This is a genomic window from Neobacillus cucumis (genome assembly GCF_002860255.1).
Classification (GTDB): Bacteria; Bacillota; Bacilli; order Bacillales; family Cytobacillaceae; genus Neobacillus; species Neobacillus cucumis_A.
Genome location: NZ_PGVE01000012.1, coordinates 249,750 through 268,542, shown reverse-complemented (window position 1 = coordinate 268,542; position 18,793 = coordinate 249,750). Strand labels below are relative to the sequence as shown.

Annotated in this window: 16 protein-coding genes and 1 pseudogene; 15 read left to right on the top strand and 2 right to left on the bottom strand. The window is 39.0% G+C overall.

The annotated features are described in order from the left end of the window. Positions 1–6: 6 nt before the first annotated feature. The 6 genes from CVD27_RS02120 to CVD27_RS02095 all read left to right on the top strand — a co-directional run bounded on the left by CVD27_RS02120 (position 7) and on the right by CVD27_RS02095 (position 5,929). Positions 7–1,026 (top strand): Gfo/Idh/MocA family protein, encoded by a 1,020-nt coding sequence (locus CVD27_RS02120; RefSeq protein WP_101646237.1) that lies wholly within the window; start codon positions 7–9, stop codon positions 1,024–1,026. Then, the gene (locus CVD27_RS02115) at positions 1,023–2,000 is read left to right on the top strand and encodes a Gfo/Idh/MocA family protein (protein ID WP_101646236.1); all 978 of its coding nucleotides are present in this window, start codon (positions 1,023–1,025) and stop codon (positions 1,998–2,000) included. The genes CVD27_RS02120 and CVD27_RS02115 overlap by 4 nt, the downstream gene beginning before the upstream one ends. Positions 2,001–2,012: 12 nt before the next feature. Next, positions 2,013–2,855, top strand: a complete 843-nt coding sequence (locus tag CVD27_RS02110; RefSeq protein WP_101646235.1) for a sugar phosphate isomerase/epimerase family protein — start codon at positions 2,013–2,015, stop codon at positions 2,853–2,855. Between the two features lie 10 nt (positions 2,856–2,865). Continuing rightward, complete coding sequence (locus CVD27_RS02105) at positions 2,866–3,867, top strand: Gfo/Idh/MocA family protein (protein ID WP_101646234.1); 1,002 nt, start codon at positions 2,866–2,868, stop codon at positions 3,865–3,867. Between the two features lie 117 nt (positions 3,868–3,984). Next, positions 3,985–4,848 carry a sugar phosphate isomerase/epimerase family protein gene (locus tag CVD27_RS02100; protein ID WP_101646233.1) on the top strand — a complete coding sequence of 288 codons (864 nt, stop codon included), beginning with the start codon at positions 3,985–3,987 and terminating at the stop codon, positions 4,846–4,848. A 19-nt stretch (positions 4,849–4,867) separates the two neighbouring features. Then, positions 4,868–5,929, top strand: a complete 1,062-nt coding sequence (locus CVD27_RS02095) for a Gfo/Idh/MocA family protein (protein WP_101646232.1) — start codon at positions 4,868–4,870, stop codon at positions 5,927–5,929. Between the two features lie 98 nt (positions 5,930–6,027). Here the strand turns inward: CVD27_RS02095 and CVD27_RS02090 are convergent, their stop codons facing one another. Then, positions 6,028–6,585: an NUDIX domain-containing protein gene (locus tag CVD27_RS02090; RefSeq protein ID WP_101646231.1), complete on the bottom strand. Its 558-nt coding sequence runs from the start codon at positions 6,583–6,585 to the stop codon at positions 6,028–6,030. Positions 6,586–6,803: 218 nt separating this feature from the next. On the opposite strand from CVD27_RS02090, the gene CVD27_RS02085 reads away from it, so the two are divergent. From CVD27_RS02085 to glgA (CVD27_RS02070), 4 genes are all read left to right on the top strand, one after another. After that, positions 6,804–8,003, top strand: a complete 1,200-nt coding sequence (locus tag CVD27_RS02085; RefSeq protein ID WP_101646230.1) for an MFS transporter — start codon at positions 6,804–6,806, stop codon at positions 8,001–8,003. 363 nt (positions 8,004–8,366) lie between these two features. After that, on the top strand, positions 8,367–9,497 hold the full coding sequence (locus CVD27_RS02080; RefSeq protein ID WP_101646229.1) for a glucose-1-phosphate adenylyltransferase: 1,131 nt from the start codon (positions 8,367–8,369) through the stop codon (positions 9,495–9,497). Between the two features lie 30 nt (positions 9,498–9,527). After that, on the top strand, positions 9,528–10,553 hold the full coding sequence (locus CVD27_RS02075) for a sugar phosphate nucleotidyltransferase (protein WP_101646228.1): 1,026 nt from the start codon (positions 9,528–9,530) through the stop codon (positions 10,551–10,553). Next, entirely contained in the window at positions 10,550–11,995 is a 1,446-nt protein-coding gene (gene glgA / locus CVD27_RS02070) for a glycogen synthase GlgA (RefSeq protein ID WP_101646227.1), read from the top strand. Before CVD27_RS02075 ends, glgA (CVD27_RS02070) begins: the two co-directional genes overlap by 4 nt. Before the next feature lie 232 nt (positions 11,996–12,227). Here the strand turns inward: glgA (CVD27_RS02070) and CVD27_RS02065 are convergent, their stop codons facing one another. Further along, positions 12,228–12,869, bottom strand: coding sequence for a DUF2238 domain-containing protein (locus CVD27_RS02065; protein WP_101646226.1), 642 nt, complete (start codon positions 12,867–12,869; stop codon positions 12,228–12,230). A gap of 49 nt (positions 12,870–12,918) precedes the next feature. Here CVD27_RS02065 and CVD27_RS02060 point away from each other — a divergent pair. The 5 genes and pseudogenes from CVD27_RS02060 to glgA (CVD27_RS02040) form a co-directional block, all read left to right on the top strand. Continuing rightward, positions 12,919–13,091: pseudogene (locus tag CVD27_RS02060) on the top strand (metallophosphoesterase); the annotation flags it as partial. Positions 13,092–13,226: 135 nt separating this feature from the next. After that, positions 13,227–15,242 (top strand): 1,4-alpha-glucan branching enzyme, encoded by a 2,016-nt coding sequence (gene glgB / locus CVD27_RS02055; protein ID WP_101646225.1) that lies wholly within the window; start codon positions 13,227–13,229, stop codon positions 15,240–15,242. Further along, complete coding sequence (locus CVD27_RS02050) at positions 15,163–16,293, top strand: glucose-1-phosphate adenylyltransferase (RefSeq protein WP_101646224.1); 1,131 nt, start codon at positions 15,163–15,165, stop codon at positions 16,291–16,293. The genes glgB and CVD27_RS02050 overlap by 80 nt, the downstream gene beginning before the upstream one ends. A gap of 30 nt (positions 16,294–16,323) precedes the next feature. Beyond that, positions 16,324–17,340: a sugar phosphate nucleotidyltransferase gene (locus tag CVD27_RS02045; RefSeq protein WP_101646223.1), complete on the top strand. Its 1,017-nt coding sequence runs from the start codon at positions 16,324–16,326 to the stop codon at positions 17,338–17,340. Between the two features lie 6 nt (positions 17,341–17,346). After that, complete coding sequence (gene glgA, locus CVD27_RS02040; RefSeq protein ID WP_101646222.1) at positions 17,347–18,792, top strand: glycogen synthase GlgA; 1,446 nt, start codon at positions 17,347–17,349, stop codon at positions 18,790–18,792. The last annotated feature ends 1 nt before the right edge of the window (position 18,793 follow it).

The following is an 18,793-nucleotide window of genomic DNA, read 5'->3' as shown; positions in this document are numbered from 1 at the left end:
ATGAGAGTGTTACATGTACTTTTAATTGGGGCTGGCACGATGGGAAATGTGCATGGAGAAGCCTTTGCCAATATGGAAAATGCCGTTCTTTCTGGAATCGTCGATAAAGATTTGGAAAAAGCGGGGAAGCTGGCTGAAAAATTACAAACTACAGCCTTCCAAACATTTGAAGAAGCCATAGAAACATTGAAAAAAGTGGATGTCGTTTCCATTTGTTTACCTACGCCATTTCATAAGCCTTTTTTGAAAATAGCTGCCGATCAAGGGCTGCATGTCATTTGTGAAAAGCCCCTTGCCAGGAACCTAGTTGATGCTCGAGAAATGATCGATTACTGTAAGGAAAAAGATGTCAAGCTTTTTGTTGGTCATGTGGTGCGATTCTTTCCTGAGTATGTTCGTGCCAAAAAGATGATTGAGGAAGGAACAATTGGAAATACCGCTGTTGTACGTACGTATAGAGGGGGAGGATTTCCAAACGGATCTGATGACTGGTATGCGGATTATGAAAAGAGCGGCGGATTGGTGTTAGATATGATTATCCACGACTTTGACTTCCTGAGATGGTGTTTTGGGGAAGTGGAGCGAGTCTATGCCAAAAGCATCAAAAATGGGATTTTGAAGCGAATTGATTATTCGTTGGTGACTCTCCGCTTTAAAAACGGCGTGATTGCTCATGTAGAAGGATCCTGGGCGCATCAATCGTTTACTACTCGATTTGAATTTGCGGGTCAAAGCGGAATTATTGAACATGACAGCTCCAAGTCTGTTCCCGTTCTATTTGAAGGCAGAAAGAAAAGTACATCTGGCGGTGGCGTAGCTGTACCGGAAAGTCCGTTAAAGGACAATCCTTATTTCATGGAATTAGCCCATTTTATTCACTGCATTGAAACCGGCAAGGCCCCGATTGTCACAGCAGAAGATGCCTATAAAGCAATGGAAATCGCGCTTTCTGCCCTTAAATCAATTGAAACCGGCAGAGAGGTTGTCATTAATGAAAATCAAAAAGAGGAGGCACAAATCCGATGAAGGTGGGAATTATCAGTTTTGCTCATGGCCATGCCAATAGTTACGCAGATGCATTAACCAAAATTGATGGAGTTCAATTGGTTGGAATCGCGGATGAAGATGAAAATCGTGGTACAAACGCAGCCTTGAGATATCAATCTCAATATTTCAGCCGTTATCAAGAATTACTGGAACAGGATCTAGATGCCGTGATCATCACATCTGAGAATAGCAAACATCGCGAACATGTCGTGGCAGCAGCAAAGGCTGGTAAACATATTTTGTGTGAAAAACCCATTGCGTCGAAATTGGAAGATGCAAAAGAGATGATCGAAGTATGTAAGCAGAATCAGGTCATTTTGCAAACAGCGTTCCCGGTAAGATTTAACTCAGCGATTCTTCGCGCCAAAAAGATCATTGACAATGGGGATCTTGGGCAAATCCTCGCCATTAAAGGCACCAATCGTGGGACCAATCCCGGCGGATGGTTTGTCGATCCTAACCTTTCAGGTGGAGGAGCTGTGATTGACCATACCGTCCATGTGGTCGACATCATGAGGTGGTTCATGGGTTCTGAGCCAAGAGAAGTATATGCAGAAATTGACCATTCCATCTCCTCTTATCTCATCGACGATTGTGGGATCCTCACGATTGAGTTCGATAATGATGTATTTTCAACTTTGGATTGCAGCTGGTCACGTAACGAAACCTATCCAACCTGGGGGGACGTAACGCTAGAAATTATCGGCAGTGAAGGAACCCTTAAGGTCGATGCATTTGCTCAAAAGTTAGATGTTTATGACAAGAGCGGTGCTAATTGGAATTTTTGGGGAGATGACATGGATTTTGGATTGATAAGTGACTTTTTGAATAGTGTTTCCACTGGAAAAGACCCTTCCATCACAGGGACTGATGGCTTAAAAGCACTAGAGGTTGCCTTAGCTGCCTATGAATCCGCAGCCAAACGTCAACCTGTTAAGCTGATAAAAATTTAAGGAGATGATTGCATGTTAAAAGGTATTAATCAATGGTGCTATCCAGAAGGTACTTCTTTGAAAGATGTATTTGAATTCAGTAGAGAAGCTGGCTTCGATGCGGTTGAATTGAACCTGTACAATTCTGGAGGAATAGGTTTAACAATGGACACGACACCAGGTGAAGCAGAAGCAATTGTTACCCTAGCCTCGTCTTACGGATTACAGTTAAGAAGCATTTCCACCGGGTTATTATGGCAAAGTCCCTTATCATCTCCTGACTCAACTATAAGAGAACAGGGCAGAAAAGTCATCTTCAAGCAACTAGAATTAGCTAGTGTGATGGGGATTGATACAGTGTTGGTCGTTCCCGGTTCAGTCTCAAAGAATGTATCTTATGATGATTGTTACAACCGAAGTCAAGAAGAACTTAAAAAAGTACTAGTTGAAGCAGAAAAACGCCAGGTTGCCATTGGAATAGAGAACGTCTGGAATAAATTCCTTTTGTCACCGCTTGAAATGGCGCGATATATAGATGAGTTAGATTCTGATTATGCAACAGCTTATTTTGATGTAGGGAATGTCCTCCAGTTTGGTTTTCCAGAACAATGGATTCGGATTCTTGGAAAACGAATCAGTAAAGTCCATGTAAAGGATTTTAGTACAGCAGTTGGGAACATCACTGGATTTGTCCCTCTATTAGCTGGTGATGTCAATTGGCCTGCTGTTGTCGATGCACTAGAAGAGATCGGCTATAACGATACCATTACAGCTGAGCTAAGCCCTTATGCCATCAATCCAAAACAGCTGCCGAATGATACCGCGCGTCATATGGATGTCATATTAGCTAGCAATTCAAAAGTGAGAAACTTTTAGGAGGTAACAGGTGCGCAAAGTAAAAGTTGGATTTGTAGGTGTAGGCGGAATTGCTGGAGTCCATTTGGAGAATGTGAAAAAATGCGATCATGCAGAAATAGTTGCTGTATGTGACATCGTTGAAGAAAGCGCCAAGAAAAAAGGATTGGAATTTAACGCCGCGGTCTACACCGATCTCGATGAGATGCTTGAAAATGAAGCCTTAGATGCTGTCTTTGTCTGTGTTCCTCCATTTGCACACGGGGAGATTGAAGAAAAGATCGTCAAGCGCGGTATTCATCTATTAGTAGAAAAGCCGTTAGGCCTCGATTTAGAAACGGTACAAAAGAAGGCGAAAGTCATCAAAGAATCAGGGGTTATCTGTGGAGTAGGCTATTGTTTACGCTATCTGGATACAGTTGCGAAGGCAAAAGACTATTTAAAGGATAAGACGATCGCGATGGTAAGGGGACATTACATAACATCCTTTGTTCCTACCCCGTGGTATCGCGAAATCAATAAATCCGGCGGACAACTTGTAGAACAGTCCACTCATACATTAGATTTAATGAGATATTTAGCGGGTGATATTGAGCAAGTTTATGCCAATATGAGGTTACAGGTTTTATCTGATATCCCTAATATGGATATTCCAGATGTCACATCGGTGAATGTTATTTTTGAATCTGGTGCTGTAGGACATCTTGATTCTTCCATTATTCAATTTGACCATCGTTCTGGCATTGAAATTTTAGGTAAGGATTTCCGTGTGGTGATTGATGGAACAAATCTTACTATTGCTGAAAAAGATTCTTCGAATACCTACCAATCGAAGGTGGATTTTTATCTGGAGCAGGATAGACGATTTATTGAGGCGGTCCTGAAGGGGGATGCTGCACTTCTCTTATCAAGTTATGAAGATGGAGTAAAAACTCTTGCTGCTACATTAGCGGCAAACAAATCGAATGAAGTGGGTCTGCCAATCAACCTGTCAGCCTTAGAAGGAGAAAAAATCACGTTAGCTAATCAATAGTGCAATCGTTGATGCAAGGGAGTATCAAAATACTCCTCTTCTTTATATGATCATTCTTTTCGGTGGTAAAGGTTCATATTAATGAATTGCACTTATGTTTAATTTTGGAGGTAGAAAATGAAACTTGGTTTAAGCTCTTATAGTTTATATTCAGCCCTTAAGTCAAAGGAATTAAATATCCTTGAAGCAATCGAATGGACTGCGGAACAAGGCGGAGAACATATTGAAATCGTCCCAATGGGGTTTTCATTGGACGAAAATCCGGAATTAACAGATGCGATACGCCAAAAAGCAGAAAATGTTGGTATTAAGATTTCTAATTATGCCATTGGAGCAAACTTTATTACGGTGGATGAAGAGCAATTTGAACAAGAAGTAGAAAGAGTAACTAAACAAGTCGATATTGCAAATAGACTTGGGGTAAAGCTTATGCGTCATGATGTGGCATGGAGACCTATCGGAGAGACTTCTTTTCAACAATTTGAACAAGATTTACCAAGGCTCACTGATGCTTGTAAAAGGATTGCGGATTATGCAGCCGGATATGGTATTACAACTAGTGTTGAAAACCATGGATATTTTGTACAAGCAAGTGACCGTGTCCAAGCTCTGCTTCATCGTGTAAATAAGGATAATTTCAAAACCACATTAGACACCGGAAATTTTCTTTGTGTAGATGAAAATCCTATCAAAGCAGTCAAGAAAAATATTCAACATGCTTCAATGATTCATATGAAAGATTTTTATTACCGGCCTGAAACGTATAACCCTGGAGAGGGATGGTTTCAAACAACTTCTGGGAATTATTTAAGAGGCTCCATCATTGGCCATGGGGACATTGATATATATGAAATCATTAAAGTGATTAAGCACTCAAATTATGACGGCTTTATCTCCATAGAATTTGAAGGTATGGAAGATTGTAAGAGGGGTTCAAAGATTAGCTTAGACAATGTTCGGAGAATTTGGGAACAAGTTTAATAGAAGGGGAGAATGAGTAATGGGGAAACTTAAAATAGGGGTTATCGGTGCTGGGTCCATTTCGGATATGCATTTGCAGTCCTATCAAAGTAATGAAAGAGTAGAGTTATATGCCGTTTGTGACAAGAATACAGAAAGAGCAGAAGAGAAGGCAAATAAATATGGTGCTGCCAGAGTTTATGGAGATTATTTGTCATTACTAGCTGATCAAGACATTGATGCTGTCAGTATCTGTACATGGAATCACTCCCATGCGGAGATCGCCATTGCCGCATTAAAGGCAGGAAAACACGTTCTAGTAGAAAAGCCATTAAGTACCACTGTAGCTGAGGCTAAGCAAATGGAAGAAACTGTAAAACAGACCGGAAAAATCCTTCAAGTCGGTTTTGTCAGAAGATATGCGTCCAATACAGCGATATTAAAGAATTTTATTGATGCGGATGAGATCGGTGAGATTTATTATGCCAAAGCTTCCTGCATAAGAAGACTCGGAAATCCAGGCGGTTGGTTTTCAGATATCGAAAGATCAGGTGGAGGACCTTTAATTGATCTTGGCGTACACATGATTGATATTTGCTGGTATTTAATGGGGAAACCGAGAGTAAAGTCGATTAGCGGGAATACCTACACTAAGCTCGGGAACAGATCTAATATTAATAATCTCTCATTCTATAAAGCTGCAGATTATAATCCGGAAATCAATACCGTTGAAGACATGGCAAATGCGTTGATCCGATTTGAAAACGGGGCTTCTTTAATGGTAGATGTCAGTTTTACTCTCCATGCAAAACAGAATGAAATCTCAGTCAAACTGTATGGAGAAAAGGGAGGACTCGAAGTTGAACCAGAATTATCAATCATTACTGAAAAGCACAATACGATATTGAACATGACTCCTCAGGTAGATTCGTTAACATTTGACTTCGAACAAGGCTTTCAAAATGAAATCAATCACTTCGTATTAGTCTGCCTAGGTGAAACCGAGACCTTAAGTCCAGTGGAAGACGGCTTAGAAATGATGAAAATTTTATGTGGCATCTATGAATCCAGTGAAAAAGGAATGGAAATTTCGTTTGACTAACATTGATTCAGGAAAAAAGAGATCATGACAGTTTTATCATGATCTCTTTTTAAGAGGTAAAGATAGTTTAGTCGTGTTGTGGCAGCTTAGTGATTTTATCAAACTTTAAAGAGAATACTATCATGCATAGGTACTACTGGATCATTATCCTTCATTAAGCCTTTACTTTCTCCATGATAAGCAACTTGTATCAGCCATCTCGTGAAGGGGGCTACATTCATCGACTCGATTTCTTCTAAACTGTAAAACCCTGCTTCATCAGACTCTACACCATCTGGTCTTGGAACTCCATCCAAATATTCCATTTCAAAAGCAACATAAAGATTATGAATGTTACGTGGAAGATCTCGAATCGCAACAATTCCTTTTACTTTTGCTTTTATTCCTGATTCTTCCTCAACCTCTCGGATAATCGTATCTTCAATCGATTCCAATTGTTCGATATATCCGCCTGGATTCGTCCAGTATCCTTTTCCAGGATTATGTGCCCGTTTCACTAGCAGGATCTTTTCATCCTTAATGACTAATGCTCCAACGCCAACGCTATAGTCACCCCAGAATATAAAATCACAACGGGGGCATGCCTTTCTCATAGTTCCATCCATATCACGAAATTCCAGTCCAGTACCACATTTTAAACAGAAATTTGCTGACAAATTCGCCCATCCTTTCTACTTCAAAAAACATCGTGTAATAATCATTTTCGACGTTATTTATTTATATCCTTTACAATAGTCCTTTTTTTACTGTCAAAATGCAAACAAAGTGATTTAATCGTTGTTGAGTTTTTTAATACATATTATTCAGGTGTTTATAAGTCGAAAATCTAATTAATATAGTAGAAATTTCATTTTACAGGGCAGGTGCTGAAAAAGTGACAGTAATCAACGATTTTAAATTATTTTTGAAAATCAAAGGAGCTTGGATTCTACTAATTGGTATGTTTTTGTACGGCATTGGAACGGGGATTTTGGCACCGATGAACGCGGTCTATATGCGTGATGAAATTGGTTTATCTAAAATTGAAATCGTTTCAATTTTTTCTATTTCTTTATTGCTGAATATGGTAACGACCATGGTGGTCGGTATAATCAGCGATAAAATCAAGCGAAAGAAACGACTGCCCATATTTGCCTGTATCGTTTGTATGGCCGGATTGCTAATTTATATGAATGCTGCAACCTATGTGATAACGCTGATGGGTATGGTTTTTGCTGTCGCACCTTCTGGACTTATTATGGGGCAGTTATTTGCCATGGCACGAAATCATTTTATGACCCTTGCCCCCGACATTTATGAAATGGCGCAAATCTGGCTTCGAGCCACGTTTAGTGTAGGATTTTTTACTGGATTGCTAGTAGGAGCGAATTTATATATGATTGGCGAATTCAAAAGTGTTCTGTGGGGGAACTTTCTGGGATATGCAGCTTTGTTCGTGGTACTTATCATCTACAAAGAGTATGAGGCTCAAAGCTCCATATCAAGTGTAAAAGGTGAAACTTTCTCCCTCGTCATGCTTTTTGCTCTTCTTTTTCTCGCCTGTGCTGACGCATTACGAGGACTCTATTTACCACTTGTTGTCGTTCAATTGTTTAAAGCTCCCCAGATCATGTCTTACTTATGGAGTGTTCAGGCTGTTTTTGAATTAGCGTTTATGACAGTTGCAGGATATTGGGCCAATAAGTTCGGCAGTAAACCTGTTATCATGATTGGAAGCATAGGTGCGTTAATCACTTATATATTGTACTCAGTACAACCGCCGTTATGGGTGTTCTTTCTAGCCCAGCCCCTATACTCTTTCTTCGTCTCGGTTTTGTATGGGGTAGCAATGGGATATGTACAACGTATGTTTCATACTCGCATTGGATTTGGTTCTAGCTTATATGTTTTCTTATCTCAGACAGCTTCTTTGATTGGTTATTTTCTGCCCTTTTTCATTCCTGGTTACCAGCCGCGAATCTTCATCATTCCAAGTATATTGGTTTGCGCGTCGATTATTTTAATGGTTGGACTTGTATTCATTCATCGAGTTCGGGCAAAGAAAAATTCTCAATCAGTTGGAATAACAGGATGAAATGTGGTTTATCATCTTGAAAAAGTTTTTTATAAAGGGGCCATGGCTTACGCTATTACGATCTTCCCGTTATAAGTAAGTAGAGGACCAATCCACAAGTGTTTTAATAGAAAAACAAAGAACTAAACCTAATCAGCATTCATTTGATTGATTAAGTTTTTGTTTTTTTTTACCATTTTCATAGAACTCAGAGAATATGGTTTTAAATTTTTGAAAGATAGGGTACTAAACAAATAAAGAAATAGGAAAGGAAAACGATTTCAAAGCCTTTTCACAACCAGCCCTGTCATCTGGAACTCACCATCCCGCCTTTTGGAATCTCCATTTTCCGGCCTGTGAAAACAAGAAAGGGGAGTAAAAGTAATGAAACAGAAAAAAAAGTGCGTAGCCATGTTACTGGCAGGCGGACAAGGTAGCCGTCTTAGTTCATTGACGAGGGATAAAGCAAAACCGGCTGTTTCTTATGGTGGAAAATATCGAATTATTGATTTTCCTTTAAGTAACTGTACAAACTCTGGAATTGATACAGTAGGGGTATTAACTCAGTACTTGCCCCTTGTGTTACACTCCTATATCGGGATCGGCAGCGCGTGGGATTTAGATCGAATGAATGGTGGAGTAACTGTATTGCCTCCATATTCGGAATCTTCCGGTCTTAGGTGGTATAGAGGTACGGCAAACGCTATTTATCAGAATTTGAATTATTTAGACCAATACAATCCAGAATACGTGATCATTCTTTCCGGTGACCATATTTACAAAATGAATTATACTGAAATGCTTCATTATCATATGGAAAAAGAAGCTGATGTTTCCATTTCTGTGATTGAGGTGCCTTGGGAGGAAGCAAGCCGTTTTGGAATTATGAATACGAATGAGGATTTAGAGATTATTGAATTCCAGGAAAAACCAAAATCCCCCAAAAATAATTTAGCGTCAATGGGTATATATATCTTTAAATGGCCAGTTTTAAAAGTGTTTTTGGAGATGGATGATAAAAATCCAGAATCCACCAATGATTTTGGAAAGGATATTATTCCGCTGTTACTGGAAGAAAACAAAAAGGTGGTAGCGTACCCATTCAAGGGCTACTGGAAAGATGTTGGGACCGTTCGTAGCTTGTGGGAAGCGAATATGGATCTATTAAAGGATGAGACAGAACTGGATCTTTATGATCGTGATTGGAGAATTTACTCTGCCAATCCAAACCGGCCGCCCCAATATATTGCCCCGTCAGCTCAAATAGTAGAGTCATTGATTAATGAAGGATGTATGGTGGAAGGAAATATCCATCATTCTGTATTATTCCAAGGTGTAACAGTAGAAGAAGGCAGTCAGATTTTCGATTCTGTTATCATGCCGGACGCTCGTGTAGGAAAAAATGCGTTGATCGAAAGAGCCATTATCGCCCCGGGGATTGTAGTCGAAGATCATGCTGTCATTCGTCCATCAAAACAGGATGACGTCATCCTGTTTGCTGGAGAAGAAAAGTAAGAAAAGCCACAGAGGAGAAAGGGAGATACTATGTCATGTTCAATGCTTGGAATCATTAATGCCACTAGTGAGTTTGATACCTTTCAAACGTTAACTGCGGAGCGTTCTTTAGCCTCTCTTCCGTTTGCAGGACGATATCGATTAATTGATTTTATGTTATCGAATATGGTGAATTCAGGGATTACGAATGTGGCTATTTTTACCGGCCAAGAGATTCGCTCGCTGATGGATCATTTAGGATCAGGCAAACAATGGGACTTGGACAGAAAGCGTGATGGGCTGTTTTTGTTTTCGCCTGATGGCAATTCTAGCAACGAGATATTTGGTTCCTTTGCCCATTTGGCAAGAAATATGACCTATTTCTTACGTAGTAAGCAACAGTATGTCGTTATTGCCAATTGCTATACCATGGGAGTCATTGACTTTTGTAAGATTTTAGATCGGCATTTGGACACAAGAGCGGATATTACAGAGGTCGTTCATAATGGGAGATCTATACAGACATACATTTTGAGCAAAGATTTATTGCTCTCTCTGTTTGAACAATACAAGAATCAGGGTTATTACAGTATATTAGATGTCGTCCATGATACACGCCATAAATTTCAGATTAATAGATATGATTGGACTGGATATATCGCCATCATTGATTCTCTCAACCGTTATTATCAAAATAGCTTAGATATCCTTCAACCATCCGTATGGAAACAGGTTTTTTCGAAGAACGATCCCATCTTTACAAAGGTAAAAGATGAACCGCCAACACGCTATAAAAAGGGAGCAAAGGTTACGAACTCGATGATTGCAAATGGGTGCATCATTGAAGGAGAAGTAGAGAATAGCATTATTTTTCGTGCCGTTAAAATCGGCAAAGGTTCGATTGTTCGAAACTCTATTATTATGCAAAAGTGTCGGATTGAAGAAAATTGTGTACTGGATGGAGTCATTTTAGATAAGGATGTCACTATTGGGGATGAAATCCAATTGAAAGGGACGACGGAGTCTCCTTATGTAGTAAAAAAAGGTACCGTACAAAGGGGCGTTAATCAATCATGAAAGTTTTATTTGCCGTATCGGAGTGCGTCCCGTTTGTGAAAACAGGAGGTCTGGCTGATGTAGCGGGGGCACTACCTAAAGCGTTACAAGATCTTGGTACAGAAGTGAGAGTTATTTTACCCAATTACTCTTTGATTCCTGAAAAGTTTAAAAAATCCTTTCAGTTTCACAAAGAAATTCATGTGCAGGTTGGATGGCGGAACCAATACTGTGGCATCTTTAAAGGAGAGCAAGACGGGATTACCTATTATTTTATTGATAACGAATATTATTTTTATCGGGATTCCTTATATGGTCATTACGATGATGGAGAACGGTTCTCTTTTTTCTGTAAGGCCGTTCTAGAGTGTATTCCTCATTTGGATTTTAATCCTGATGTCATCCATTCCCATGACTGGCACACAGGGATGGTCAATTTTTTATTGGACGCACACTATCGTCTTAATCCGCTCTATAAAGATATTAAAACCGTATTTACGATTCACAATTTGCAATTCCAGGGAATTTTCCCCTATAGCGTAATGAGTGATCTGTTAGGATTAAACCAACAGTATTTTAACAATGAGCAACTAGAGTTTTATGGGGATGTGAGTTTTATGAAGGGGGCGATTGTGGCATCTGATATCGTGACGACTGTCAGCCCGACCTATAAAGAGGAAATTCAATATCCCTATTTTGGCGAAAGACTTGATGGGCTCCTGCGAAAGCATAGAAATAAGCTGATAGGAATTGTCAATGGGATAGATGATACGGTCTATAATCCAGAAGGAGACCGTGATCTTGCTGTTTCCTATGATATCGATTCGTTAGAGGGGAAAGCGAAAAATAAGCAAGAACTACAGCACTATTTCGGATTGGTAGAATTAGAAACCACGCCTATTATTGCGATGGTCACACGCTTAACCAATCAAAAAGGATTGGATTTAGTTCTCCGTGTATTTCGGGATCTGATCAAGGAGGATGTCCAATTTATCGTTCTTGGTTCAGGTGACCCCCATTATGAAAACTTCTTTAACCAAATGGAACAAGAGTATCCAAATCAGGTAGGGGTATATCTTGGTTTTAATGAAGCTTTGGCACATCAAATCTATGCAGGGGCTGATTTGTTTTTAATGCCTTCTCAGTTTGAGCCATGTGGATTAGGACAGCTTCTTGCATTACAGTACGGTACCATTCCCATTGTCAGAGAAACAGGCGGCTTAAATGATACGGTTCAATCCTATAATGAGTTTAAAGGTACGGGTAACGGTTTCACATTTAAAAATTTCAATGCTCATGATATGCTGCATACAGTTAGAAGGGCGATTTCTTTTTATCACCAAAAGGATACTTGGAATCGGTTGGTACAAAATGCGATGAGTCAAGATTATAGTTGGCTGCAATCAGCAAAGAAATATAACGAGATTTATGAGTGGCTGCTACTTGACCCAGTAATCGAGTAAAAGATTTTTTTCTAATAAAAGGATTAATGCTAATGCGATCTTCCCATTTTTATAGACAAATCTACAAGGGCTTTAATAGAGAAACAAAGAACAAAACCTAATCAGCATTCATTTGCTTGATTAGGTTTTTGTTTATTATGACATCTTTTCTGTAGATATCCAGGAGTGAAAAAAAACTACTTTTTCGGTTAATTAATTTTGTTTTTTATTTTTATAATTAGTGTCCAGTTCCTTAGTAGTTGGAAAGACCTTTTCCTAATTCTTTTCGCAACAACCTATTATGCAGTTTGGATAGGAAAAGTAATGCAATGATTGTACCAGCTAAGGTTAATACCATATCCCATTGTGCATCCCATATATCGCCTTGGTTCCCTAAAAAGTTTTTAGCAGTTTTTCCTCCCTTGCCTATCACAAAACTAATCCATTCAACAATTTCATACATAGCAGAGATGGCCAGAGTAATACTTGTAACGATCCAAAATAACCAAGTGCCTTTTGTTAAAAGGGTTTTCCTTACTAATATTTCTCTTATTACCATACTTAACATGCCTTTTATAAAATGGCCAAATCGATCGTAGTGATTTCTCTTAAAATCAAAAGTATCTTTTAGCCAATTAAAGAGAGGAACCTTTGAATAGGTGTAATGGCCGCCGATAAACATCAAAATAGCCAAAATAGTAATAATGACGTAAGAGAGGGTAGTTAATCGAAACTTATTGTATGTAGATAGTGCGATCATCAAAACGATAATGGCCGGAATGGCTTCCAATGCCCATGACAAATAGCTCGCAGGCTTGATAATTGACCAAATAAAAACCGCGGTAACAACCAGTAATAACATAGCATGGATTGTCAGGATACTTTTTCCCTTCATATCTTCTATCACTTCCTAAATACTTTCCTCCAATATGTAAGCTGAAAAGTACCACTTAGTTTTAACTCATTACCCCAATATCATTCTCAACATGAAGGATTGGAATTTCGATTATTTATTATTAGGCCATTTCCATGGTGGCCAAATATACTGGCCTAAACCTTATCATCTCAATGGGGAAGTAAAATGATGCAGATGAATATGATCAAAGGGCTGCATTATAGATTTTAACTAGTTTTCAAGCAGGTTTATTCTATATTATTTTTAACTCCCTTTGGTTATTAAGTGCATTAAATATTCCCATTTAGAAAAACTACAAGGAGATATAAGGAACACAAATCATTTAAGGATTAAGGTATGGATTTAGCCGTTCTGACTTTCTTTCAAAAGAAGGACAAAGAGGTGAAACAGGTGGTTTTAACACATCCTACAGATTATGAAGTATACCTTTTTCACGAAGGGAGTTTGTATGAGAGCTACAAAGTATTTGGCGCTCATGTTGAATTACAAAAGGGGATAAAGGGGACTCGTTTTTCTGTTTGGGCTCCACATGCGATTAAAGTGAATGTTGTCGGAGATTTTAATAAATGGGATGGAAGCAAGCATGGAATGACTAAGCTTAATGATCAAGGAATCTGGTCATTATTTATTCCTGGGCTCCTAGAAAATGAAATCTATAAGTATCAAATAAAAACAGCTGCAGGAGATACCATACTTAAAGCAGATCCTTATGCTTTTTTTTCGGAGCTCAGACCTCACACCGCTTCTGTTATCTATAATATTGAAGGATATGAATGGAAGGATCAAAGGTGGTTTAAAAACAAACGGAAGAAAACGGTGTATGAAGAACCGCTTAGCATTTACGAGGTTCACTTAGGTTCTTGGAGGAAAAGGGATGAACATACCTTTTATACTTACAGGGAGCTGGCTGATGAACTCATCCCATACGTGCTTGAGCATCATTTTACGCACATTGAAATCATGCCTCTTGTGGAACACCCATATGATCGTTCCTGGGGATATCAAGGTACAGGATACTATTCGCCGACAAGCCGCTATGGCACACCCCACGATTTAATGTATTTTATTGACCAATGCCATCAAAATGGGATAGGTGTTCTGCTTGATTGGGTTCCCGGACATTACAGCAAGGACGCCCATGGTTTGTACAAGTTTGATGGACAGCCTACCTATGAATATGAAGATGTATACGTACAGGAAAACGAGGTATGGGGAACAGCGAACTTTGATTTGGGTAAGCCTGAAGTGAACAGTTTCTTAATTTCTAACGCCTTATTCTGGATGAAATACTACCATGTAGATGGATTTCGGGTGGATGCAGTGGCCAATATGCTGTATTGGCATGCCAGCGGTACATTTCAGGAGAACCCATACGCTGTTTCTTTCTTGCAAAAACTGAATGAGGTTGTGTTTGAAGCCGAACCATCTGTTCTCATAATTGCTGAAGATTCAACAGACTGGCCGCTTGTGACATCGCCTACTTACCAAGGTGGTTTAGGCTTTAACTTTAAATGGAATATGGGTTGGATGAACGATATTTTAAAATATATGGAAGCAGACTCGCGGAACAGAAAGTATTTACATGATAAAGTAACTTTCTCATTAATGTATGCGTTCTCAGAAAACTTCATCTTGCCTTTTTCACATGATGAGGTCGTACATGGAAAAAAATCACTTTTAAATAAAATGCCGGGTGATTACTGGCAAAAATTTGCTCAACTTCGTTTACTTTTAGGATATTTAATGACACACCCTGGCAAAAAGCTGCTGTTTATGGGCGGAGAGTTCGGGCAATTTGATGAATGGAAGGATTTGGAGGATTTAGATTGGGAATTACATGATTTTGAGATGCATCGTTTAGTGCATCATTACTTTAAAGATTTAATGATGCTATACAAACGTTCTAAGGCATTGTGGCAATTAGATCATGAAAATGAAGGCTTTGAGTGGATCGATCCTGATAATAAAGAACAAAGTATTTTCTCGTTTATTAGGAAAGGAAAACAGGAAGACAATCTTCTGATCATCGTGTGTAATTTTACAGAGGTAGTTTATGAAAACTTCAAAGTCGGAGTTCCTTCTTACCATTACTACAATGAAATTTTCAATAGTGACGCCATACCATATGGTGGTTCTGGTCAAGTAAATAAAAAGAAAATGAAAACGATTGTAAAGCCTTTTCACAACCAGCCCTGTCATCTGGAACTCACCATCCCGCCTTTTGGAATCTCCATCTTACGACCTCTGAAAACAAGAAAGGGGAGTAAAAATAATGATACAGAAAAAAAAGTGCGTAGCCATGTTACTGGCAGGCGGACAAGGCAGCCGTCTCAGTTCATTGACCAAGAATAAAGCAAAACCTGCTGTTTCCTATGGGGGCAAATATCGAATTATTGATTTTCCTTTAAGTAATTGTACAAACTCTGGAATTGATACAGTAGGGGTATTAACTCAGTACTTGCCCCTTGTGTTACACTCCTATATCGGAATCGGCAGCGCGTGGGATTTAGATCGGATTCATGGTGGAGTAACCGTGTTGCCTCCTTATTCGGAAACTTCCGGTGTTAGGTGGTATAGAGGTACGGCTAACGCTATTTATCAGAATTTAAATTATTTAAAACAATACCATCCAGAGTACGTGATCATTCTTTCCGGTGACCACATTTACAAAATGGATTATTCTAAAATGCTTGATTACCATATTGAAAAGGACGCAGATGTTTCCATTTCTGTGATTGAGGTGCCCTGGGAAGAAGCAAGCCGGTTTGGAATTATGAATACAAATGAAGACTTAGAGATCATTGAATTCGAGGAAAAACCGAAATCTCCCAAAAATAATTTAGCTTCCATGGGTATTTACATTTTTAAATGGCCGGTTTTAAAAGTGTTTTTAGAGATGGATGATAAAAATCCACAATCAACCAATGATTTTGGCAAGGATATTATTCCGCTGTTGCTGGAAGAAAATAAAAAGGTGGTCGCGTACCCATTTAAAGGCTACTGGAAAGATGTTGGGACCGTTGGCAGCTTGTGGGAAGCCAATATGGATTTATTAAAAGAAGAAACAGAACTCGATCTTTATGCTCGTGATTGGAGAATTTACTCTGCCAATCCAAACCGCCCGCCCCAATATATTGCCCCGTCAGCTCAAATAGAGGAATCATTGATTAATGAAGGCTGCATGGTGGAAGGTAATATCCATCATTCTGTACTATTCCAGGGCGTAACCGTAGAAGAAGGGAGCACAATTCGCGATTCTGTTATTATGCCGGACGCTCGTGTAGGAAAAAATGCCGTGATAGAGAGAGCGATAATTGCCCCAGGAATCGTAGTGGAGGATCATGCGGTCATTCGTCCATCAAAGCAAGATAGTGTCATCCTGTATGCAGGGGAAGAATCCTAAGATAACCGAAAGAGAAGAAAGGGGAATTTTATGTCGTGTTCAATGCTTGGAATTATCAATGCCACCACTGAGTTTGACACATTTCAAAATTTAACTGCTCATCGTTCTTTAGCCTCTCTTCCATATGCAGGAAGATATCGATTAATTGATTTTATGTTATCCAATATGGTGAATTCAGGAATTACGAATGTGGCTATTTTTACCGGTCAAGAGACTCGGTCGCTGATGGATCATTTAGGATCTGGTAAACAATGGGACTTGGACAGAAAGCGGGATGGGCTGTTTGTGTTTTCACCTGATGGCAATTCTAGAAACGAGAGATTTGGCTCCTTTGCTCATTTCGCAAAAAATATGACCTATTTCTTACGTAGTAAGCAAAAATATGTAGTTATTACTAATTGCTATACCATCGGAACCATTGACTTTTGTAAGATTTTAAATTGTCATATGGAAACAGGAGCGGATATTACAGAGGTCGTTCATAATGGGAATTCTCTACAGACATACATTTTGAGCAAAGATTTATTGCTCTCTCTGTTTGAACAATACAAGAATCAGGGTTATTACAATATTTTAGATGTCGTGCATGATAAACGCCATCAATTTCAAATTAATTTGTATGATTGGACAGGCTATATTGCCATCATTGACTCTCTCAGCAATTATTATCAAAACAGTTTAGAACTTCTTCAACCAACCGTTTGGAAACAAGTCTTTACTAAGAACGAGCCCATCTTTACAAAGGTAAAAGATGAGCCGCCAACACGGTATAAAAAGGATGCCAAGGTTACGAACTCGATGATTGCAAATGGGTGCATGATTGAAGGAGAAGTAGAGAATAGTGTTATTTTTCGGGCCGTTAAAATCGGAAAAGGGGCGATTGTCCGTAACTCCATCATTATGCAGAAGTGTAAAATTGAAGAAAATTGTGTACTTGATGGAGTAATTATAGATAAAGATGTCAATATTGGGAATGGAATCCAATTGAAAGGAACAACCGAGGCACCTCATGTAGTAAAAAAAGGTACAGTCCAAAAGGGGCGTTGATCATTCATGAAAGTTTTATTTGCTGTATCTGAGTGCGTCCCGTTTGTGAAAACAGGAGGCCTTGCCGATGTAGCAGGGGCACTTCCTAAAGCGTTAAAAAATCTTGGTACAGAAGTACGGGTCATTTTACCCTTTTACTGTACCATTCCTGAAAAGTTTAAAAAATCCTTTCAGTTTCAAAAAGAGATTCATGTGCAGGTTGGATGGCGGAGTCAATACTGCGGCATTTATACTCTTGTCCATGATGGGATTACCTATTATTTCATAGATAACGAATATTATTTTTATCGAGATTCATTATATGGTCATTACGATGATGGAGAACGATTCTCTTTTTTCTGTAAGGCCATTCTAGAATGTATTCCACACCTGGATTTTGTTCCTGATGTGATTCATTCCCATGACTGGCACACAGCAATGGTGAATTTTTTATTAGACGCACACTATCGTCTGAATCCGCTCTATAGGGATATCAAAACCGTTTTTACTATTCACAATTTGCAATTCCAGGGAATTTTCCCTTATACGGTTATGAATGATCTGTTAGGGTTAAGTCCTCAATATTTTAACAGCGAGCAACTAGAGTTTTATGGGGATGTTAGTTTTATGAAGGGGGGAATTGTTGCATCCGATATGGTGACGACGGTCAGCCCAACCTATAAAGAGGAAATTCAATATCCCTATTTTGGTGAAAGACTCGATGGGTTCTTGCGAAAGCACAGAAATAAGCTTGTGGGAATTGTCAATGGTATAGACGATACCGTATACAATCCAAGGGAAGACCGTGATATTGCTGTTTCATATGATATCGATACGTTAGAGGGTAAAGCAAAAAATAAGCAATCATTACAGCGCTATTTTGGATTACCAGAAAAAGAAAACACACCTATTATGGCAATGGTCACACGGTTAACCAATCAAAAAGGCTTAGATTTAGTGCTTCATGTATTTCGGGAAATGATGAAGGAGGATCTTCAATTCATCATTCTAGGTTCAGGTGATCCCCATTATGAAAATTTTTTTAACCAAATGGAACAGGAGTATCCCGATAAGGTAGGGGTATATCTCGGTTTTAGTGAACCATTAGCCCATCAAATTTATGCAGGGGCTGATTTGTTTTTAATGCCTTCTCAATTTGAGCCTTGTGGATTAGGGCAGCTTATTGCCTTACAGTACGGCGCGATACCCATTGTCAGAGAAACAGGGGGCTTGAACGATACGGTTCAATCATACAATGAGTTTACAGGTAGCGGGAACGGATTCACCTTTAAAAATTTTAATGCTCATGATATGCTCCATACACTTAGAAGAGCGATTTCTTTTTATAAACAAAATAAAATTTGGAGCCACTTAGTACAAAATGCGATGGGTCAAGATTATAGTTGGTTACAATCCGCAAAGAAATACAACAAGATATATGAGAAACTGCTATTTGACTCAGTAATAGAGTGAA